The sequence below is a fragment of the Pseudomonas sp. BB438 genome (assembly GCF_057180225.1).
In genome coordinates this window covers 3,312,751-3,334,664 of record NZ_CM170001.1, presented here as the reverse complement: position 1 = coordinate 3,334,664, position 21,914 = coordinate 3,312,751, and the positions used below count along the sequence as shown (strand labels likewise).

Genomic DNA, 21,914 nt, shown 5'->3' with positions numbered 1-21,914 from the left:
CGGCCTGCACCCACCCGGGGATCCTGACCACACACGGCCCGAGGAATCCTCTGCGCAAGCGGATGGCTCTCACGGCCAGTGCCCGTCGTAGTAGCACCACCTGCTCATACGATCGTACAGGCTCCTCCACCACGCTTCTTACCTTGGGTGAATTGTTCGACTCGCCCGCCCCCTGCACCCTCTGCCTCCCCCTTGCCGGCCACTGACACGGGCTCCTGCCGCCCATTGCCGGCTCAAGAAAGCTGCCTGCCCGGCCACTTATAAATTCAACAAAGGTTGTACCCATGAGCGTGTTTGATGTCATTGAACATTCCCCGGTATCGAAATTTCACCGCAAGCTGCTGCTCGCCTGCTGCGGTGGTCCCTTCCTCGATGGCTACATCCTCAGCCTGATCGGCATCGCGCTGATCGGCTTCGGCCAGGACATCGCTGCCACCTCGGTGGAAACCGGCCTGATTGGCGCGGCCTCTCTGCTGGGCATTTTCTTCGGCGCGACGGTGTTCGGCGCCATCACCGACCGCATCGGCCGGGAAACCATGTACGCCCTGGACCTCACCGTGCTGGTGATCGCCTGCGGCCTGTCCGCCTTCGTCACCGAGGCCTGGCAGCTGATCGTGCTGCGCTTCGTCATCGGCCTGGCAGTCGGCGCGGACTATCCCATCGCCACTTCGTTGCTGACCGAGTTCACCCCGTCCAAGCGTCGCGGGTTCATGATCGGTGTGTCGGGGCTGGCCTGGTCCTGCGGCGCCATGACCGCCTTCATCGTTGGCTACCTGATGGTGTCCTGGACCGGCGACCACTCGCTGTGGCGCTGGATGCTGTTCAGCGGCGCGGTGGTCGGCATCATCGTCGTGCTGATCCGTCGCGGCATCCCGGAATCGCCGCGCTGGCTGGCCAGCAAGGGGCGCATCGAGGACGCGCAGAAGGTCATCAAGCTGGTCTACGACAAGGACGTGGTAATCACCCCCGCAGACGTTGCCGAGCTGAACGATGGCGGCCGTCATCGTTCGTGGAAAAGCGACCTGAAGATGATTTCCTCGGGCGGCTACCTCAAGCGCACCATCATGTGCGGCATGCTCTACTTCGCGCAGATCACCCCGCAGTATGTGCTCTACACCTTCGGCAGCATGATCCTGCTCACTGCCGGCATCAAAGGCGAGAACGCCTCGACGCTGGGCGAGCTGATGATCGCCATCCTCTTCGCCATCGGTGTGATCCCCGCGCTGAAACTGGTGGAAACCTGGGGCCGCCGTCCCATGGTGGTGGTGCCCTTCGCGCTGATGGCACTGCCGCTGCTGGCCCTGGGCCTGTGGGCGGACGCACCGGCCTGGTTCATCGTCGGCGCCTTTGCGTTCTACGCCTTCGTCTCCGGCGGCCCGAGCATCCTCGAGTGGATCTACCCCAACGAGCTGTTCCCCACCTCCGTGCGCGCCACTGCCGTGGGCGTGGCGGTCGGTTTCAGCCGTATCGGTGCGGCCACCGGCACCTACCTGATGCCCATCGGCATCGAGTCCATCGGCCTGCAGGCGACCCTGCTGATCGGCGCAGCCATCACCTTGCTGGCGTTCTTCATCTGCCTGGCCTGGGCGCCCGAAACCAAAGGCCGCTCGCTGCAGCAGTCGGCATCGCTGAGCCTGGCGACCTGACGCGCTCCTGGATCTGACCGGCAAGCCCATCGGAAACTCGATGGGCTTTTTTGTGCCCGATGATTTGTGTTTCTCGTGCAGGAGCCCGCCATGCGCGCGATCCGTCAGCAAGGCTCAGGGTGCCGATGCACGACGGGGCGCGCGGACTTCGTCCGTGGCTCGCGGGCATGGCCCACTCCTACCGGGGCGTTCGGGACCATTCGCAGATCTGTCGCGGCTGGCGCGCCCACAAAAAAAAGGGCCGCCCGAAGGCGGCCTGAACGTGCGGCGTGGCCGCACACTGTGAAACGTTACTGCTTGGCGGCCCAGGCGTTGAAGCGCTGCTCCAGTTGCTCGCCGTGGTCGGCCCAGAAGGCCGCATTCATCGCCACCTGGCCGGCCAGGTTGGCCGCGTCGGTAGGCATGTTGGTGCGGCGTGCCGCATCCACCAGCGGGACGGCGGCCCGATTCACCGGGCCGTAGGCGATCTGTTGGGCATAGTTCTTCTGCTGCTCGGTCTGCAGCACGTACTGGATGAAGCGCAGGCCTTCATCCGTGTTCTTCGCGCCCTTGGGAATGGCGAAGGCGTCCATGTCGTAGATTCCGCCGTTCCACACCACGCGCAGCTTGCTTTCGTCCTGCACGGCGGCGATCCGGCCGTTGTACGCGGAGCTCATCACCACGTCGCCGGAGGCCAGGTACTGCGGCGGCTGTGCGCCGGCTTCCCACCACTGGATGCTCGGCTTGATCTGGTCGAGCTTCTTGAACGCGCGATCCTGGCCTTCCTTGGTCCCGAGCACGGTGTACACGTCCTTCGGCGCCACGCCATCGGCCATCAGGGCGAACTCGAGGGTGTACATCGCGCCCTTGCGCAGGCCGCGCTTGCCGGGGAATTTCTGCGTATCCCAGAAATCCGCCCAGCCGGTTGGCGCGCTCTTGAGCTTGTCGGCGTTGTACGCCAGTACCGTCGACCAGACGAAGAAGCCCACGCCGCAGGGCTGTACGGCGCCGTCCAGCAGGTCCGGCGCAAGCTTGGCGATGGCCGGCTGCTCGCCGATCTCCTGCAGCAAGCCTTCATCGCAGGCGCGCGCCAGTTCGGGCATTTCCATTTCCACGACATCCCAGGAAACGCTGCCGGTATCCACCTGCACCTTGACCTTGGCCATCTCGCCGTTGAACTCGTCGGCGATCAGGCGGCTGCCGTTCTGCTGCATGTAGGGCTGGTAGAAAGCCTTGACCTGCGCCGCCTTGTTGGCGCCGCCGTGGGACACCACGGTGAGGTCGGCGAAAGCGGGGAACATCGCCGCACAACCCAGTGCGCAGGCGATGGAAGAACTCAGGATCTTGTTCATTGTTATGGTCTCCGGTGAGTAGACGGCCTGCTTCGCGGCAGGCGGCGCCATTCGGGGCCTCGACGGGCTCGCATGGCGCACTGCCAGCTAGTCTTGGGGCTTTCCGCCAGGCTCAACAATCAGACGGAACTACAATTCGGAAGACCCCGCTCGTATCCCGGTACGAAGCCCTCCGCGCCCACCCAAGCCAGGCGCGACAAGGCCTCGCGCTTGGTGGCATGCTTGCCGGCCCGATTGCCTGTCGTTATTCGTTGCGGACCCGCCATGCCTTTCCATATCCAGGACATCCTCGACAACACCTCCCTGCGCACCCGCCTGCTGGGCGGCAGCGAAGGCGTCGGCCGGCGCTTGCGCTGGGCGCATGTGTGCGAACTGGCGGACCCGACCCAATGGCTCGGTGAAGGCGATCTGCTGATGACCACCGGCATCGGCATTCCCGCCGAGGCCCAGGCACAGCGGGACTACCTCAAGCGCCTCGCCGGAGCACGCATCTCGGGCCTGATGATCGGCGAGAACATGCAGGCGCCGAACGATATCCAGGCCTTGCAGGACGAAGCCTGCCAGTTGGGTTTTCCGCTGCTGATGACCGATTACGCGGTGCCCTTCTCCGCCGTCACCCGCGCCATCGTCGACGCCAGCAAGCAGGAAGAACACGAACGCCGCAGCGCCGTGACGCGCATCTACGAGAGTGCCCGCATCGGCCTGCGCGGACTTGGCCTTGCGGGACTGTTGCGCCGGCTGTGCAGCGATGTGCGTGCGCAGCTCTATCTGTTCGATTCAGCCTCCCTGCAGCCGTGGCAGGAAGGCCTGCCGCCGCTGCCGGACAGTTGGCGAACGGCCCTCGCCCAGCGCCGCTCGGTACCGGACACCGTGACCCGCTGCAGCAATGGCGAGCAGGAGGCGCTGGTGATGCCGCTACCGTCTCTGACCACCTGCGAGATTCTCGCCACCGGCGGCGAGCTGCTCGACTACGGCCTGCTGCACCACGTCGTGGCGGTGCTGGGCATCGAGCTGGAGCGCGCCCAGGTCGAACACGAACGCATGCTGCGCCTGGGCTCGGAGCTGTTGGACGACCTGCTGCAGCAGCGTCTCACCGAACGTGCCGCCCAGGAGCGCCTGGCGCAGTTGAATTGCCCGGTGGACAGCGCCTGCCTGGTGCTGGCGCGCGCCGCCGGGGAGTTGCCCACACACTGGCAGCAGCGGCTGCAGAGGCTGGGAATAGGGCTGCTGGTGCGCCACCAGGGCAACGAACTGATCCTGCTGCTGAACGAGCCAGGTCACGCCGAATCGCTTCAGGTCGAGCTGGACTGCACCCTGGGCCGCAGCAATCCGCTGGGCCATGCGCTGCGGGCGGTGGAAGCGCTGCGCGAGGCGCGCCTGGCGCTGGCCCATACCACCCACCAGCGACCCCTGGTGGCCTATGCCGATGCCCAGGGCGAGCAGTCCTGGCTACCGGCGAGCCTGGAAGAAGCGCGGCGCGTGCACCGCCGGGTGCTCGGTGCGCTGGCGGATTACGACGCGCAGCAGGGTGGCCAGCTACAGCACACCCTGCGCGTCTTCCTCGAGCAGAACCGCTCCTGGCAGAAGGCCGCGCAACGACTCAACGTGCACAAACAGACGCTGGTCTACCGCATCCGCCGCATCGAGGAAATCACCGAGCGCTCGCTGGACTGTACCGAAGACGTGGCCGTCCTCTGGATCGCCCTGCGCTCGGCGCAAATTGCCGGGATAGACGTCGGGATCAGGGAATGATCACGAAGCTCTTGCGCACGGTCTCGCGGACATCCCAGGTGCCCTGACAGTTCGCCGGGAACAGCACAGCGTCGCCGGCGCGCAGTTCGAGAGGCTCGCCGTCATCCGGGATGAACAGGCAGTGGCCACTGAGGAAGTGGCTGAATTCCCGTGACAGCACCTGGCGCCGCCAGCGGCCGGGCGTGCACTCCCAGACACCGGTGAGCAGCCCGCCCTCGCCTTCCTCGGCGTGGGTCGCGGTGCTGGATACCGGAGTACCCAGGGGTTCCTTCACCGGCAGGGGTGCCGGCAGTTCGAGGCCGGCGGTGCCGGTGAGCAGGATCGGTTGGGGCATGTCGTTCTCCTTCTGCGGGACCCGTTACAGGTCCTTGTCTTCGAGGCCGGCCGGGGCAAAGCCGGCCAGGGTGCGGTCCAGCCAGGAGCCGCGGCGATTCTGTGCCTCGGCCTGCTCCTTGCGCTGCACGGCGCCACGTACCATCAGTCCCCCCACATAGCGCACCGGCTCGAGCGGGAAGCGCTTGGGCTGCCGGCCGACCAGGCCGCAGCGGCTCCACTCGTCATCGATGCCCAGCGCGAGGCTGGCGAGGATGCGCCCGCCCAGGCGACTCGGGCCGACGCCGTTGCCGCTCCAGCCGATGCCGTAGACGACGTGCGGCGCACCGTTCAGGTGGCCGAACACCGGCAGGCTGTCGTAGGTGCGGTCGATGGGGCCGGACCAGCTGTGGGTCACGGGGACGTCGGCGAGTTGCGGATAGGTGCGGCGCAGGTCCTGCTCAGTGTCATCACTGAGCTGCGGATTGTGGTCGTAGCGCTCGTCGATGCGACTGGCGAAGCTGATCATGCCAGTGCCCTTGCCGAAGGCGATGCGACCATCCTGGGTGGTGCGGTAGTAGTCGACCATCAGCTGCGAGTCGGTGATGGCTTCGCCGCCGGTCCAGCCGATCTGCTCCAGGCGCTTGGGCATCGGCGCAGTGGCGACCACGGTGCTGGTCACCGGCAGGATGGTGCGACGCAGCTCCGGAATAGCCGCCGCCCAGGCGTTGGTCGCCATCACCACCTTCGGTGCGCGCAGTTCGCCGCCAGGCGTGCGGATCACCGCCGGCTGGCCGCGATCCAGGCTGAGCATCGGGGTGTTCTCGAAGATCCGCACGCCCTTCTCCAGCGCCACCCGGCGCAGGCCGCGGACCAGCCGGGCCGGCTGCACGGTGGCATTGCTGGCTTCCACGACGCCTTCGAGGTGTGTCGGGGAGCCGGCACGGCGCGCTACGTCGCGGTCGGAGAGCGACTGGAACACCGGCTCGCCGAGGCGCTCGCAGGTCTGCTGCACACCCTTCCAGGCGCCACGCTGGGCATCGGTGGTGGCGGTCCACAGCCAGCCGGCGCGGCGGAAGTGCGCGTCGATGTCGTGGGCCTTGCAGAAGGCCTCGATCTCGCCGATGGCCGCCGCCGAGGCGCGAGCCAGGCGCAGCGCCTCCTCCTTGCCACACTGCGCAGCGAGAGAGCTGATCTTCGGCCACCAGGACATGACGAAGCCGCCGTTGCGGCCCGAGGCACCGCCGCCGCAGATGTCACGCTCGACGATGGCGACGCGGCAGTCGGGCTGGAGTTCGAGCAGGCGCAGTGCAGTCCACAGACCGACGAAACCGCCGCCGACGATGGCGACGTCGACCTCGAGTTGACCTTCAAGCGCAGGCAGCGGAGTCAGCTCGGAGGCGATTTCCTCCAGCCACAGGGAACGTTTCATGTGCGGATTCCAGATTGGACGGTAGTGCGCCACTGTCCTGCGTCAGGCCAGGGGCGAACAATCGTCCATTCCATGCAATCCGGGGGAAGGCCTCATACGAAGATATGAAGCCGCGCCTTTGCAGGCGCGAGGTTGATCCGCGACGGTCAGTACCGAGCCGGATTCACCGGCTGGGAAGTCACCGGCATGGCCACCGCCTACAGGCGGAGGCGGGTCACGGGCACCCGGGCTCAGCCCTTGGTTTTCTTCGGTGCGAGCCCGGGACGGGCGAACTTCACGATCAGCAGGCTGCCGGACTTGTCGCGCTTGACCGTGACTTCGGCCACGCGAATGTTCTTCGGCAGCGAGGCCAGTACTTCCTTCGCGCTCAGGCCGGGCTTGATGTACTTGTCGAGCTGTTCGTACAGCCGGTAGGTGATGTTTCCGTTGCGCAGCGCATGGGTCTCGAATTCGCCAATGGCCTTGGCATCGGCCTCGGTGCGATTCGGGTTGAGGGTGTGGGCCAGCACATCCACGACGTTCTTGTCGTCAGCGATCGCCACCAGCATGTAGGTCTTCGCCACCTGCTGGAGCACATGCTGGTAGGACGCGTCGCTGTATTCGCCATAAAGCGATGCATCCACCAGCTTCTGCTTGTCAAAGGTCAGCGCAAGGCGGAAGCGGCCGCCGGCGTAGTCGACGTTCTCCTTGCAGCGTGCAGTGACGCCGGTGGATTCCAGGCACGGAGCGAAGCCCTGCTTCTCGCCGATGCCCTTCTGCGCGGCACCATAGTTGTACTTGCCGAACAGCGGATCAGCCGCCGAAGCCCAGCCCGCCACGCACATCATCAATGCGCCCATTGCCCATCTGCCCATCACACGCCAGCCCTGTTGAATGCAAAGGACGCGAGGATAGTGGATTCGAGGCGATCATGGCGCCCCGCAGACGACAATCGGACACGGAGAACGCCGGCTCGTGAGCGCGCGGCGACGACCAGACTGCCCCTACACAACAGGTGATGTGGTTTTCCTGATGTCCCGGAAAAGCGGGCGGCAGCTGCATTTCGCAAAGTGCTGCAGATCGAGGAATGCCAACCCGTTCCATATAGACGGTGCTACGGTCGATTGTTTGGCTTTTGGCAACCCTGTTGTGCGAATGTTTGAAGCATGAAGCAGTGCATCCTGACATTTAATGCAGAATATTATTTCGACGAAACCCCAAGTTGGACCTGCAACACCTCAAGTAAAACGATTTGCTGCGAGTTGAACTTTCGATGATCTGTCGAATAAATTGCCGCAACACTGTCAGATAAATCTACAACCAACGTAAGATTATTCCTTATATATTATTGTTATTTCCAACTTAGTTCTCATTTTTCATTCAGCCTGCTACCAGAACGGTGCCGGACTATGCCGCCCCCCTATTACCCAATAGGGTTCGCCCACGTGGCCAAGTCCTGACTGGATCCATTGGCCAGAAGCAAGTCCAAGGGCGCCTATGGACATCCAGCACTTGGCATCTCTCTCTTCCCCCCTCTTCTGGTAAGCAAAAATGAGTTCCGAAGTTTCCTCAAAAACTGCAGCAACAAATCCGTACGTCAGCGTTACCCATGCCTATGACAATGCAGGCGATACCGTCGGTGATTTTTTCAGTGGCGATACCGTGGATGACACCACTCCTACGCTGTATGGTCAGACCGTTCCCAATGGCTACGTCAGAATCTATGTAGATAACTTCGCCAAGGGCTATGTCACGGCGGATGCCTCGGGGAACTGGAGTTTCACGCTGAAAACGCTGAGTTCCGGATCGCACACCATCAAGGCCGAGTTGCTGAATGGCTGGTCCAAGGTCGCCACTAGCGAAGGCTTCATTATCAATGTAGGGGTTGCCGCCCCGTCGATTACCTCGGTGCAGGACAACGCGGGGGTGGCGACCGGTCCGCTGAGCCAGAACGACTGGACCGACGATGCACGCCCGAAAATGACGGGCACTGCTCCAGCGGGCCACGTAGTGAAGATTTACGACGGCGCCACCCTGCTGGGCAGTACTGTGGCCGACTCGGCGGGCGTTTGGAGCTTCACACCCAAGGCGGACATGGGCTTGGGCACGCACAACCTGGTGGCCCAGGCCGAGAATGCGCAGGGCAATGTGAGCGCCATGAGCAGCCCGTGGGCGGTCACCGTTGTCGCTCGACCCAGCATCACCCATGGCTACGACAGCGAGGGCCGTATCGTCGGCAACTTCACCAGCGGTGAGCCGGTGGATGACGTCAACCCGACACTGCACGGCAAGGCCGCGCCCAATGGCATCGTGAAGGTCTATGTCGACAATGTCTGGCAAGGCGACGCCACAACCGACGCCTCGGGAAACTGGAGCTACAGGCTCAGCGGGCTGAGCGAGGGCTCGCACGCCGTCAGTGTTGAGCTGATGAACGGTTCGACGCTGGTGAGCAAGAGCAAGGATTTCGTCATCCTGGTCGACACCACCGCCCCAGATGCCCCGACCCTCGCCCCTCTGCCGGACGCGACCAACGAGAGCCCGACCCTGGTCGGTACCGGCACGCCGGGCGAGACCATTGTCATCCGCGACAACGGCCAGGAGATCGGCACCGCCATCGTGGGTGAAGACGGCGCTTGGTCGTTCATCCCGAATCCCGTACTGGGTGAAGGCGAACACAGCCTGACGGCGGAGGCTGTGGATGAGGCGGGCAACGTTTCCCTGCCGTCGGCACCAGGTATCGTCCTGATCGATACCACCGCCCCGGAGACTCCGACCCTCAATACCCTGCCTGGCGCCACCAATGAAAACCCGATCCTGGGAGGCACCGGTACGGCAGGCGATACTATCGTGATCCGCGACAATGGCACTGAAATTGGCTCCGCCGTGGTACGCGAAGACGGAACCTGGTCGTTTACCCCGAACCCGGCACTGGAGGAAGGCGAGCACAAGCTGACCGTGGAAGCGGTGGACAAGGTGGGCAATGTCTCCGATCCGTCGGCGCCAGGCTTTATCGTTGTAGACCTTACGCCGCCGGACGCACCGACCCTTGATCAACTCCCCGAGTTCAACCGGGAAACGCCGACGCTGAGCGGCACTGGTACTGCGGGCGAAACTGTCGTCGTCCGTGACAATGGCCGTGAAATCGGTTCGGTTGTGGTGAGCGAAGACGGTACCTGGTCGTTCACCCCAAGCCCGACCTTGGGCGAAGGCGAACACAGTTTGACCGTGGAGGTGTCGGACGCGGCCGGCAATATTGGGGCATCCGCTCCGCAGGTCATCGTAATCGACACCACTGCTCCGGAAACGCTCGCCACACTCAGCTACATCAGCAAGGACAGCGGTTTTACCAACACCGACCTGGTAACCAACGATGGCAGCGCGCCGCGCGTGATGGCGGGCACGTTGACCTCGGCGTTGGGCAAAGGCGAGAAGGTACAGGTGTCCCTCGATAACGGGACCACCTGGACGGACGCCAAGGTGGAAGGCACCAACTGGTTCGTCATGGACGACAGTGTGCACTCCAAGGATTGGACAATTCTCTCTCGCGTGGTGGACGCGGCAGGCAACATCGGTGCAGAAAGCGCCGCGGCGGTAACCTTACTGAACGCTGCCAACAGGCCTGCAGCCCCCCTTTCGATGACCTCCCAGCCCGATGGGGCGGTAAAGGTCACCTTCGATCCACAAACCGTGAAGCTGGGGGATCGTATCGTCTTGTCGCACTACGGGACGCGGTATGAGCATCTCCTCACCGAGGCGGAGATCGCGGCCGGCGCTGTTGACATTCAGGCTAGTGCGCCCAAGCGCATCGACTTCCTTTCGGACTTCACCTACAAAAGCAGCGCAAGCGCCAGTAGCGTTGATTTCCAGGGGCTGACACTACACTTTACAGGCGCGGTCACTATCCCCACCGCGGGCGCAGGGGCAATTTTTGCCGGCCCCAAAACCACTATCGATATCCACGGCGGGACCAGCGCGGTTTCGCTCAAGTTGTCTAATCTGAGCACTACGGCAGCTACGACTTACAAGTTCTACGACCTGGAGGGCAACCTCATCCAGACTGTGACCAAAACTTCGGTGGGTCAACAGTACACGCCTGGCTCCTCGGGCTTCGGCCACATGATGGAGTTCCAGGCCCCGGTTGGTGTGATTATCGGCAGCTTCACGATTGAACCGCCGTCTGGCAATAGTATTTACCTGGAGACTCTTGTTCTGGGAATGGGGGGACGCACCGATGACATGTCTGCCGCCATCGTAGACGCGGCAGGCAACTCGTCGGACTTTGTGGCGCAATCGTCCAGCACCATTTCCCACGAATTCGAGGCAATTTCTGCGCAGACGCTTAACGTTGGGCAAAGCCGGGATATCGGTTCCATCAAGGTTACTGCGCTGTTGAAGTCGTTCGATCCGATTTTGAAGCTCGCGCCTGCAGTGCGGGACTGGGGCACCAAAGGGAACGCATCACTCCTGCAGGTAGTCGCGGGCAGTGCTGTCGGCATAGACCTGAAAGGGGCTTCCGGGACGCGTTTCACAGCGAAATTTGCGGACCTTAACAAGACTAAAAGCGGCCAATTGTTGAAGTTCTTTGATGCCAATAACTCCCTGATATTGACAGTAGACCTTAAGGCATACGGTGGTACCGCCGATTACCAGGTACAGGGCGTCCTATCATGGGACATGCCTGCGGGCACCTCCTTCACACGCCTCGAACTCCATGGTGGAACGGATATGTTCGTCTTGGACAGCCTGCGTATCGACAACATTGGCGAGCAGAGCAGCGCGCTGGTAGAGACCGTGCAGGACATCCATAGCGCATCGAGCTACCAGGGCGATGCCGCGAATAATATCTTCAAGGTGGCGGACGTCTCGCTTCTACTGGGTGCCAAATCCAACATCGACGGCGGCGCGGGTGTGGATACGCTGATGCTCACCGGCAAGGATCAGGTACTGGATTTCTCTCGCCTGAACGGAAAGATCGACTCAGTGGAAATTCTGGACATCACCGGCACCGGCAATAACACGCTCAGGCTGTCGTTGGGTGACGTCCTGGACCTGGGGAGCACCAATCTATTCCGCGGCGATGGCAAGATGCAGGTCATGGTGCGCGGCGATGCTGGCGATGTGGTCAACCTAGACGATGTACTGGCCAACGGCATGGACCTGGGCGACTGGGCGAACAAGGGCTCGGTGGATATCGGTGGCGTTTCCTATGTGAGCTACCAGTACTCCACGCTGGATGCGGAACTGCTTGTGCAACAAGGAGTAACCGTTAACCTGGTCTGATGCCAGGAAAGCACCGTGTGGAGGCATAGGGTCGGCGATGCCGGCTCACTGCTCTTCCACCGACACAAGAATGGGCGCCTTGAGCGCCCATTTTTTTTGTTCCGCAGTCCGTCGAAACAGGCTTCGCCCGTTTGGTGACGCTGACCGCCAAGTCGCTGGCCTGTCTGACGTAGTGCTCGTGAATTGTGCGGCACCCGAATTCAGTCGAACCGATACTCCAGTCCAGCCCCCGCGTACCAGGAGCGCCCCGGCGCGGCTTCGTAGTAGCGCCCGTTGCTGTCGCCGACGATCACTGAGCCGACGTACTGGCGGTCCAGCAGGTTGTCCAGGCGCACCAACTGGTGGAAGGTCCAGGGCCCGACGTGCTGCTCGAACCGGGTCCGCCAGTTGAACACCGCGTAGCTGGGCGCTGGCTTGTCCTCGTTGCTGTCCTCCACGTAGACCTTGCTGCGGTACTGGCCTTCTAAGCCCATGCTGATGCCATCCTGCGGCTTCCACACCAGCTCGCCGAACAGGCTGCTGCCGGGCACGCCAGGCAAGTGATTGCCCTTCTCGATGGTGCTGCCGCTCTCGACGAAGTCCTCGTCGTAGGTGGCGTCCAGGCGGGTGTAGGCGAGAGTGGCCTGCCACTGCTCGGAGAGGTCGCTCTGCACGCCCAGCTCGAAGCCCCGGCGCAAGGTCCTGCCGGCATTCTGGTAACTGGTGCGGCCGTCAGTGGAACTGGCGACGACGATCTCATCGTCGGTACGGATTTCGAAGACGGCCGCGTTGATCCGCGTATTGCCCGCGAACCTGGCCTTCGCGCCGATCTCGTACTGGGTGCTGGTGGCCGGGTCAAGACCGAAGTTGAAGCTTTCTGCCAGGCCCGGCGCATACGCCATCTCGGCCTGGGTCGGGGTTTCGAAGCCCTTCCCGGCACTGACGTAACCGTGCAGCTCGGGGGTGAAGGCATACATCACCGAGAGCGACGGGTTGTTCTGCCGGTACGTCTTCGAGCCGCTGGAGTCGCCGTTGGCCAGGTAGTGGTCGTCCACGTCCATCTTCATGGTGCTGTGCCGCAGGCCGGCGTCGACGGTCCAGTTGCCCAGCTCCCAGCGCGCCTGCACATAGGGGTCGAGGCTGGTGGCGATGTCGTTCTCGTTACGGCGCATCTCGCCCTTCACGCCCAACTGGTCGCCGCTGAAGTTCTGGAAACCCTTGCGGTCATCTTCGCTCCGGTCGTAGTCCACCCCGGCGGTGACGGTCAGCTCGCCCGGAACGCCGTGCACCGGCTGGATCCAGCGCAGGGTGCCGCCGTGGAATTCGCGGTCGAAGTCCACCACACCGCCACCGCGCTGGGCGTTGGAAACCACCCCCCGGGGGATCGACAGGTACTGCACCACGCTGCGCTGGCCGGCGTAGAGGTTGACCTGCAGGGTCGCGTCGCCGAAGTAACGCTCGTAGTTCATGCCGAGTTGCTGGTGGTCGATGCTCTTGCGCGTGTTGTAGGTCTCGGCGACCGTGGCCACGGAACGTGGGTCGTGCTGGTAGGCGTCCCAGGTCTGGCCGAGTGGGTCCTGCGTGTTGTTCTGCTCCAGGCTGCTGTAGATCAGCGCCAGGCGGCTGTCTTCGTCGGGCTTGAAATGGAGCTTGGCGAAGGTCTGGTCGCGGCGCGCCGCGCTGTGGTCGCGGTAGCCGTCGGTGTCCATGCGCGAGGCATCGAGCAGGAAACCGGCCTGGTCGGTGCCGCCTTCGGCATACAGGTGGTTCTTGTTGAAGCCGTCGCTGCCGAAGGTGGTTTCCGCACCGACTTTCGGCGGCCCGTAACCATCGCGGGAGAACATCTGGATTACCCCGCCGCTGTTGCTGCCGTAGAGCGTCGAGGCCGGGCCGCGCAGCACTTCGATGCGATCGGCGACATCGAGGTTCAGCGTTGCCGCTTGGCCCTGCCCGTCCGGTGTGCTGGCGGGGATGCCGTCGCTGAGCAGCTTCAGCCCGCGAATGCCGAAGGCCGAGCGCGCGCCATAACCACGGGAGGAGATCTGCAGATCCTGGGCGTAGTTCTGACGGTTCTGCACCACCAGGCCAGGCACCCGCTGCAGCACTTCGGAAGCGTTCACGCCCAGTTGGCCGTCGCTGAGCTGCGGCTGCTGCACGGTATCGATGGAGAACGGCAGATCGAAGCTCGACACCGGCGCATAGGCGCCGGTCACCACCATGGGTTCAGCCAGGGCTTGCTCCGCGCTCTGCGGGTCAGCGGCGCAGGCCAGCTGGCCGTGGGCAACGCCGCAGATCAGCAGCGGCAGCAGTTTGAGTTGGGCGGGTAGGACAGAGCGGGTGGCAAGCACGGCGACTAGGATTCTTCTATAGGACCGATCAGCGATGCTGCCAGTCTCGGCAGCCTCTGCACAGGGCTTTCGCGTATCGGATCTTGTGGGGAAAGGTGCGGACAAGAGGCTATTTCATTCGTCCGGATTTTTAACTTCGACGATTGTACTATCTAGTTAATTAGCATGCTAAGCGTATAATCGCCGAATTCCACAGCGAGAACCTTCTGTATGAAACCGGTACAGCGCGCCTCCCGCGCGAGCACTTTCATCCTCCTCGGCCTGGGCGTGATCATCGCCCTCCTCGGCCTCGCCCTGGCCATCGGCGGCGTCCGCCTGGTCAGCCTCGGCGGCTCCTGGTACTTCCTCATCGGCGGCCTCGCCATGGCCGTTTCCGGCCTGCTGATCGCCCGGCGCAAACCACTTGGCGCCTGGCTGTTCGCCGCCTTCCTGGTCGCCACCGCGATCTGGGCCGTGGCTGACACCGGCCTGGTGTTCTGGCCGCTGTTCTCGCGCCTGTTCATGTTCAGCGCCATCGGCGTGGTGGTCGCGCTGGTCTATCCGCTGCTGGCCCGCTCCGCCGGCCGCGAGGCTGGCCGTAGCGCATACGGAGTTGCAGGCGTACTGGCTGTGCTGGTGGCAATCGCCGCCGGCAACATGTTCGTCGCCCACCCCAGTGTCGCGCCAACCGGCAAGGGCCCTGGCCTGACGCCGGTGGACCCGGCCCACGCGCAGAAGGACTGGGCGCACTACGGCAACACCGAGGGTGGCAGCCGCTTTGCCGCGCTGGACCAGATCAACCGCGGCAACGTCGACAAGCTCAAGGTGGCCTGGACCTACCACACCGGTGACGTGGCGATCAGCGACGGAAACGGTGCGGAAGACCAGCTCACCCCGCTGCAGATCGGCGACAAGGTGTTCATCTGCACCCCGCACAACAACCTGATCGCCCTCGACGCGGACACCGGCAAGGAACTCTGGAAGAACCCGATCAACGCCCAGTCCAAGGTCTGGCAGCGCTGCCGTGGCATGGCCTACTTCGATGCCACGAAGGAAGTCGCCCAGCCAACCCAGCCCAACAGCTCGCCGATCATCGCCGCCAGTGTTCCCGCTGGCGCCAATTGCCAGCGCCGCCTGCTGACCAACACCATCGACGCGCGCCTGATCGCCGTCGATGCCGACACCGGCGAGTTCTGCCAGGGCTTCGGCAAGAACGGTCAGGTCGACCTGAAGGCCGGCCTGGGTGACGTGCCCGACTCCTACTACCAGCTCTCCTCCGCCCCGCTCATGGCCGGCACCACCGTGGTGGTTGGCGGCCGCGTTGCGGACAACGTCCAGACCGACATGCCCGGCGGTGTGATCCGCGGCTTCGACGTCATCACCGGCGCCATGCGCTGGGCCTTCGACCCGGGCAACCCGGACGACAAGCAGGCCCCGGCGGACGGCAAGACCTACGTGCGCAGCACCCCCAACAGCTGGGCACCGATGTCCTACGACCCGGCGATGAACACCGTCTTCCTGCCCATGGGCAGTTCCTCCACCGACATCTATGGCGTGGAGCGCACGAAGCTCGACCACACCTATGGCGCGTCGATCCTCGCGGTGGACGCCACCACCGGCGCCGAGAAGTGGGTCTACCAGACCGTGCACAACGACCTCTGGGACTTCGACCTGCCCATGCAGCCGAGCCTGATCGACTTCACCAAGGACGACGGCAAGACCTTACCGGCGGTGGTGATCGGGACCAAGGCCGGGCAGATCTACGTGCTCGACCGCGCCACCGGCAAGCCGCTCACCGAAGTGAAGGACGTACCGGTCAAGCCGGGCAATATCCCTGACGAGCCCTACTCGCCGACCCAGCCGAAATCCGTCGGCATGCCGCAGATCGGCGCGCAGCCCCTCACCGAGTCGGACATGTGGGGCGCCACGCCCTATGACCAGCTGCTGTGCCGCATCGACTTCAAGAAGATGCGCTACGACGGTCTCTACACCGCACCGGGCACCGACCTGTCGCTGAGCTTCCCCGGCTCCCTGGGCGGCATGAACTGGGGCAGCCTTTCCACCGACCCGGTGCACGGTTTCATCTTCGTCAACGACATGCGCCTGGGCCTGTGGATCCAGATGATCCCCTCTGCCAACAAGGGCGCGGCCGCCGGCGGTGGCGAAGCGCTGAACACCGGCATGGGCGCCGTGCCGCTCAAGGGCACGCCCTACGCGGTGAACAAGAACCGCTTCCTGTCGGTCGCCGGCATTCCGTGCCAGGCACCGCCGTTCGGCACCCTGACCGCCATCGACATGAAGACTCGCCAGGTAGCCTGGCAGGTCCCGGTGGGCACCGTGGAAGACACCGGCCCACTGGGCATCCGCATGCACCTGCCGATCCCCATCGGCCTGCCGACCCTCGGTGGCACGCTGTCCACCCAGGGCGGCCTGGTGTTCATCGCCGGCACCCAGGACTTCTACCTCCGCGCCTACGACAGCGGCAACGGCAAGGAAATCTGGAAATCCCGCCTGCCCGTCGGCAGCCAGGGTGGCCCGATGACCTACGTGTCGCCCAGGACCGGCAAGCAGTTCATCGTCATCACCGCCGGCGGCGCACGTCAGTCCACCGACCGCGGCGACTACGTGCTGGCCTACGCGCTGCCTGACGCCGGGAAAGCCGCCGGCCAGTAAGTCTCCTGTCGCGCCCGCCCCCACGCGGGCGCCACCTTCCGGCGCAGCGCTACCACCGCGCCTTTTTTATTCGCGACATCAGGACATCCCATGCGCATTTCCCTTCGCCTCACGCCCGGCCTGCTGCTGTGCGTCGCCTCGCTGCCCGCGCTGGCCGAGGAAGGCCTGCTCGAACGAAACACCCTGACCGGCGACTGGGGCGGCCTGCGCCACCAACTGGAAGACGACGGCGTCAAATTCACCGGCGACTACAGCGGCGAGACCGCCTACAACAGCCACGGCGGCCTTCACCGTTCGGCGCGCTACTCGCAGAACATCAAGCTGGGCGTGCAGTTCGACCTGTCGAGACTCTACGGCCTGGAGAATGGCGGCAAGGTCCAGCTGACCATCAACGACCGTCGCGGCAACAGCGCCTCGGAAGACCTGGTGGGCAACCGCCTGCCGGTGCAGGAGAACTACGGCGGGCTCTATACCCGCCTGACCGAGCTGAGCTATGAGCGCGACCTGAGCCAGGCGGTTAACCTCAAGCTCGGCTATATGGCAATGGGTAACGATGTCGGCGGACTGGACAGCGGCATCCTCTGCAACTTCATGAACGCCGGTTTCTGCGGCCACCCGCTGAACATGTCCGGCGGCAGCGGCTGGACCAATTACCCCAATGCGCACCTGGGCGCGCGGGTGAAGTACAGCGTCGCGCCGGACTGGCAGTTGCGCATCGCGGCCTTCAACGTCGACCCGGAAAGCAACGGCAATTCCAGCCGCGCCTGGCACCTCACGCCCAAGCACACGACCGGCACCGTGGTGCCCATCGAGCTGATCTACAAGCCCCAGGGCGAGCTGCCCGGTGAATACAAGCTGGGTTGGTATTACGACAGCTCCGACGTGCAGCGCATCGGCGGCGACAAGCAGGTGTCCGGTCGCAGCGGCCACTACGTGCTGGTGGACCAGGCCGTGTGGAACGATCCGGCCTCCAAGGGCCGAAGCCTGCACCTGTTCGGCCAGGCATCGGTCGCCAGCAGCGCCGCCTCGCCCTTCACCAAGTGGTACGGCGCAGGCGTGGTGCTCAACAAGCCCTTCGAAGGTCGTCCGAAGGACACCGTTGCCCTGGGCTACGGTCGCGCCGTGCTGAACCCGCGCAGCCGCGACCTGCAGGAAAACAACGCCCTCGCCAATGGCCAGGACTTCCCCAGCCTGGACAGCGGCGAGCAGCTCGTCGAACTGAGCTACGGCTACCAGGCCACGCCCTGGCTGACCCTGCGCCCTGATCTGCAGTACGTCATCGAGCCCGGCGCCTTTTCCGGCCAGGACATCGACAACGCCTTGCTGCTCGGCCTGCAAGTCAAGGCGAGCTTCTGAAGCAGGCCGCACTGAGACAAATTGATACAGTAACCTTCTGATAAATAGGGTTTTTCTTAAACAAAAATATGCCGCCGCGCCTAAACTGGCCTGTCACCCTGCGGGAACACCCGCAGGACGTTGACACCGGTTATATGGAGCTACACATGCCCGGTTGGTATGAAATCAAGGAACTCAGCAGCGGCAACCGTCGCGTTCTGCTCAAGAACACGGCCCACGGTACTCTGCTGGAAACTCTCGCCTACCCGACACAGGAGGCAGCCGAGCAGGCCATCAACAGCCTCCGCAGCTCCTGTGCGGCCGTCGAGCGCTACAAGCGCCAGATGTCCCCCGGCGGCAAGAATTTCTTCGTGATCCGCGACAATACCGGTGCAGAACTGCTGACCAGCAAGCTGTACGACTCCGAGGCCGCACGTGACCAGGCGATCGCAACGATCGCCCAGGCAGGCCTCAGCACCGAGCTGCGTACGCACGCTTGAGTGACGAGTGAATGAAAGAGCCCCGCGCAATGCGGGGCTTTTTTGTGGACGCTCGGTTGGCCAGACGCCGCCAATGCGGCGCTACAGATCGCTAGCTTCCGGTGGCGGCTCGTCGATCAGCGGGCAGTTGTCGCAATGCCCGATGCTGCCCAGGCGATAGCGTATGCAGCAGGTCCGCCGCTGCCGCCACAGCCCGTTCGCCCGCTGCTCGCAGGACACCTCGACATACTGGATCGGCTTGTACAGCGGGTTGCGCGTACCATCCGGGCGGCGCTCGGCCTCCAGCAGTTCGCGACCATGATCCAGCATCGGAGCCAGCGGCGGCAGCTTGGCCATCTCGCCGAGGAACCACTCGATGTAGTTGCCGGCATTGCTCCAGAGCACCTTGGGTGACAGGCGCACCTCGGCGGCGAGACGCTGGATGAAGGGCTGCAGGTGGCCATCCAGGAGATGCGCGAAGCGCTGGAACGGATCACCCGGCGGAACGGCGAAAGGTCCACCCTCCCCCGGCAGCTTGAACGCCTCGGGAATGCCCTGGGCGTCCAGCACCACGTCCACTTCGTCAAACGCCAACGGCAACGCACGACCGAGCACGAGCGCGGCGGCCACCACCGGCGGAATGAGGCGGACCAGGTACCACTTGGACCACTGCGACGCCAGCGCACGGCGGTCGCCATCGGCGTGCGGAGGGTCGAAGCGGCGCAGCACGCTGTCGAGCATCTCCCGCTCCAGCAAGGCGCGCACGGGGATGGAAGGGCGAGGATCGTCGCGGGTCACCAGTACCTCGCGGTAGCTGGCGAACTCGCCGAAATACAACGGCGCGAGGGCGGCGATCACCAACAGCCCTCAATCAAGCAGGCCAGCTTTATCAGCACAGGCCGCAACACTCGAAGAAGGTTTCCCGGCTCTGCACCATCAGTGCGGCGCGCTTGTGCGGGAAATTGAATTCCTTCTCGCGCCAGAAGCCCAGGCGCTGCATGTGGCCAATCATCTTCGCGTTGTCGGCTCGCGGCTCGGCGACGATGCGCTGGGTGCGCGGGTCGTCCAGCAGCAGGTAATGCACCAGGGCGTTCATCCAGCTTTCCACCTTGTGCGGACCACGATGGCTCTCCTCGCCTACCAACATGTGGATGCCACGGTCGTAATCGCCCACCTCGTAGAACGGCGCGATGCGGTCCTCCTTCGCCCAGTAGGCTTCGTAATAGGCGAAGGGCTGGTCGTCGAAACAACCGATCAAGGTGGTGGTGTGCGGGTCGGCCGCGGCTTTTTCCAGGTAGGCGCGGTGCTGCTCCAGGGTGCCGCCTTCCTGCCAGAACTCCAGCACGCGCGGGCTGTTCTGCCAGCGATTGAAGCGTTCCAGGTCCAGCTCGATATCCAGGGTGCGCAGCGAAATCCACTGTCCCAGCCTGGCGTCGAAACGACGATAGACTTCGCCTTGCGGCTTGGGTGCCCGCAGCGGATGGCGGCGGCCGCCGCTCATTCGATAGACCTGCGGGTAGTTCGCACTGGTTGCGCCCCTGTGCCAGGCAGCGGGCAGTTGCCAGAAGACAGCACGCTCTATCTGCAGGCGTCCACCGACTTCGTCGAGGTTTGCCAGGCCTTGCTCGAACGCCTCGACCGGAACATTGGCAGCGGCGAACTGCACGCGCTCGCTCTGCGCGTCAGCGGCGAAGGCCCAGTAGGCAAGCGCCCACAGGGCCTCCACGGTCGGCGCAGATGCCAGCTGCCAGCATTCGCCTTCACGTTGCGCGGTGAGCAGAGGCCGGCTATCCAGCAGCAGGGTCAGACCATGGGTGCCGAGGTCGGCGGAGAGCTTGCGGCCATCGGGCAGCGGCAGGGAAAAACTGGGCGTCATGGAGGGTTCCCTTTCGTGAATGCAACGACCCCGCTCGTATGACGAGCAGGGTCGGCAGAAATTTAGTCGACCCGGAAATGGATTCCGGGCCCCGGGGATCAGGCGCTTTCCGCGGTCAGCGGGCGCGTCGGCTTGTGCGCGGTCTCGTGGGGCGGCAGGTGTTCGAACATCGAGGCGGCGATTTCCTGCGCGCGCATCGGCAACACCGACAGCAGCGTGTCGCTCAGGCCGTGGCTGTCCTGGGTGAAGCCCTGCAGGTAGATGCCCGCGTGCAGGCGTTCGTCGGCCAGCACGCGGTAGTCGCGGCCCACCTCGAAGTCACCGAGGTAGTCCTGCAGCGGCGCGAGCAGTTCGCGGTGCGACTTGCGCTCGTAGCCGGTGGCGAGGATCACCGCGTCGTAGCGGTGGGTTTCCACGGCACCGGTGGCGCTGTCGCGCAGGGTCAGTTCGACACCGTCGGCGTCAGCTTTGGCGGCTTCGACGTGGCGACGGCAGAGGAAGGCGTGGCGATCCACACCGGCCACTTTCTGGCGGTAGAAGATGCCGTAGATGCGCTCGATCAGGTCCAGGTCCACCACCGAGTAGTTGGTGTTGTGGAACTCCTGGATCAGCTTCTCGCGCTCGGCCTTGGGCTCGTTGAACACCAGGTCGGTGTAGCGCGGGGCGAAGATCTCGTTGACGAAGGGACTGTCGTCGGCCGGCTTGAGCACCGCGGCGCGCAGGACCATGTCGACCTGCACCGAGGGGTAGCTGTCGTTCAGGTCGATGAAGGCTTCGGCCGCGCTCTGGCCGCCGCCAATCACCGCAATGCGCATCGGCTCGTTCTGGTTGCAGCGCTGCGTGGCCATGCACTCCAGGTAGCGGGCGTGATGGAACACACGCGGATCGTCGCGCAGATGGCTGAACGCCGACGGGAAGCGCGGCGTGCCACCGGTGCTCACCACGACGCTGCGCGCCAGGCGGAATCGCTCGTGACCACGGGCGTCGGTGGACAGCACCTTGACCAGTTCGATGCCGTCCGGGCCTTGCACCGGCTCGACGCGATTGACCGTCTCGCCGCAGACGCGCTGCTCGGCGAACTGCTCGCTGACCCAGCGCAGGTAGTCGTTGTACTCCATGCGGCACGGGTAGAAGGTGCCCAGGTTGGTGAAGTCGATCAGCCGCCCCATGGCGTGCAGGTAATTGACGAAGCTGTAGGGGCTGGTGGGGTTGCGCAGGGTCACCAGGTCCTTGAGGAAGGAGATCTGCAACTCGCTCTGCGCCACCAGGGTGTTGCCGTGCCAGCGGTAGTCGGCCTGCTTGTCGAGGAACAGCGCGTGGTAGTGGCGGCCCTCGCGTCGCGCCTGCTCCTGCAGGGCGATCGCCAGCGCCAGGTTGGAGGGGCCGAAACCGATGCCGAGCACGTCGTAGGTCGGGGTGATCATCTGAGTCATGGTGCCAATGTCCTGTGTCGCGATGGCCGTGGGGCGTGACGACGCGGGTGCCGGCGGCTTACTGCTCAGCCCTGCCAGGA

At 64.2% G+C, this 21,914-nt stretch carries 14 protein-coding genes; 6 read left to right on the top strand and 8 right to left on the bottom strand.

All coding sequences use genetic code 11. The annotated features are described in order from the left end of the window. The first annotated feature begins 284 nt into the window (after positions 1 to 284). Positions 285 to 1,646, top strand: a complete 1,362-nt coding sequence (locus AC1ZV1_RS15285) for an MFS transporter (protein WP_484292428.1) — start codon at positions 285 to 287, stop codon at positions 1,644 to 1,646. Between the two features lie 290 nt (positions 1,647 to 1,936). On the opposite strand, the gene AC1ZV1_RS15280 is transcribed toward AC1ZV1_RS15285, so the two are convergent. Then, a complete protein-coding gene (locus AC1ZV1_RS15280; protein ID WP_484292427.1) occupies positions 1,937 to 2,977 on the bottom strand; it encodes an ABC transporter substrate-binding protein in 1,041 nt (346 codons plus the stop codon). 264 nt (positions 2,978 to 3,241) lie between these two features. Here AC1ZV1_RS15280 and AC1ZV1_RS15275 point away from each other — a divergent pair, with 264 nt between their 5' ends. Continuing rightward, positions 3,242 to 4,729 carry a PucR family transcriptional regulator gene (locus AC1ZV1_RS15275; RefSeq protein WP_484292426.1) on the top strand — a complete coding sequence of 496 codons (1,488 nt, stop codon included), beginning with the start codon at positions 3,242 to 3,244 and terminating at the stop codon, positions 4,727 to 4,729. On the opposite strand, the gene AC1ZV1_RS15270 is transcribed toward AC1ZV1_RS15275, so the two are convergent. The 3 genes from AC1ZV1_RS15270 to AC1ZV1_RS15260 form a co-directional block, all read right to left on the bottom strand. Next, complete coding sequence (locus tag AC1ZV1_RS15270; protein WP_484292425.1) at positions 4,719 to 5,063, bottom strand: cupin domain-containing protein; 345 nt, start codon at positions 5,061 to 5,063, stop codon at positions 4,719 to 4,721. The genes AC1ZV1_RS15275 and AC1ZV1_RS15270 overlap by 11 nt on opposite strands. 24 nt (positions 5,064 to 5,087) lie before the next feature. Beyond that, the gene (locus tag AC1ZV1_RS15265) at positions 5,088 to 6,473 is read right to left on the bottom strand and encodes an NAD(P)/FAD-dependent oxidoreductase (RefSeq protein WP_484292424.1); all 1,386 of its coding nucleotides are present in this window, start codon (positions 6,471 to 6,473) and stop codon (positions 5,088 to 5,090) included. Between the two features lie 230 nt (positions 6,474 to 6,703). Beyond that, positions 6,704 to 7,312: a hypothetical protein gene (locus tag AC1ZV1_RS15260; RefSeq protein ID WP_484292423.1), complete on the bottom strand. Its 609-nt coding sequence runs from the start codon at positions 7,310 to 7,312 to the stop codon at positions 6,704 to 6,706. A 691-nt stretch (positions 7,313 to 8,003) separates the two neighbouring features. On the opposite strand from AC1ZV1_RS15260, the gene AC1ZV1_RS15255 reads away from it, so the two are divergent. Then, entirely contained in the window at positions 8,004 to 11,732 is a 3,729-nt protein-coding gene (locus tag AC1ZV1_RS15255) for an Ig-like domain-containing protein (protein ID WP_484292422.1), read from the top strand. 200 nt (positions 11,733 to 11,932) lie between these two features. On the opposite strand, the gene AC1ZV1_RS15250 is transcribed toward AC1ZV1_RS15255, so the two are convergent. Further along, on the bottom strand, positions 11,933 to 13,930 hold the full coding sequence (locus tag AC1ZV1_RS15250; RefSeq protein WP_484297570.1) for a TonB-dependent receptor family protein: 1,998 nt from the start codon (positions 13,928 to 13,930) through the stop codon (positions 11,933 to 11,935). Positions 13,931 to 14,269: 339 nt separating this feature from the next. Here AC1ZV1_RS15250 and AC1ZV1_RS15245 point away from each other — a divergent pair, with 339 nt between their 5' ends. The 3 genes from AC1ZV1_RS15245 (at position 14,270) to AC1ZV1_RS15235 (ending at position 18,546) form a co-directional block, all read left to right on the top strand. Then, on the top strand, positions 14,270 to 16,711 hold the full coding sequence (locus AC1ZV1_RS15245; RefSeq protein WP_484292421.1) for a glucose/quinate/shikimate family membrane-bound PQQ-dependent dehydrogenase: 2,442 nt from the start codon (positions 14,270 to 14,272) through the stop codon (positions 16,709 to 16,711). Between the two features lie 90 nt (positions 16,712 to 16,801). Next, entirely contained in the window at positions 16,802 to 18,067 is a 1,266-nt protein-coding gene (locus AC1ZV1_RS15240; RefSeq protein WP_484292420.1) for a carbohydrate porin, read from the top strand. A 146-nt stretch (positions 18,068 to 18,213) separates the two neighbouring features. Then, entirely contained in the window at positions 18,214 to 18,546 is a 333-nt protein-coding gene (locus AC1ZV1_RS15235; protein ID WP_484292419.1) for a DUF1508 domain-containing protein, read from the top strand. A gap of 81 nt (positions 18,547 to 18,627) precedes the next feature. On the opposite strand, the gene fhuF is transcribed toward AC1ZV1_RS15235, so the two are convergent. From fhuF to AC1ZV1_RS15220, 3 genes are all read right to left on the bottom strand, one after another. Further along, positions 18,628 to 19,383, bottom strand: a complete 756-nt coding sequence (fhuF, locus tag AC1ZV1_RS15230; protein WP_484292418.1) for a siderophore-iron reductase FhuF — start codon at positions 19,381 to 19,383, stop codon at positions 18,628 to 18,630. A 31-nt stretch (positions 19,384 to 19,414) separates the two neighbouring features. Then, a complete protein-coding gene (locus tag AC1ZV1_RS15225; protein WP_484292417.1) occupies positions 19,415 to 20,401 on the bottom strand; it encodes a GNAT family N-acetyltransferase in 987 nt (328 codons plus the stop codon). A gap of 98 nt (positions 20,402 to 20,499) precedes the next feature. Next, positions 20,500 to 21,834, bottom strand: a complete 1,335-nt coding sequence (locus tag AC1ZV1_RS15220; RefSeq protein ID WP_484292416.1) for a lysine N(6)-hydroxylase/L-ornithine N(5)-oxygenase family protein — start codon at positions 21,832 to 21,834, stop codon at positions 20,500 to 20,502. Positions 21,835 to 21,914: the final 80 nt, after the last annotated feature.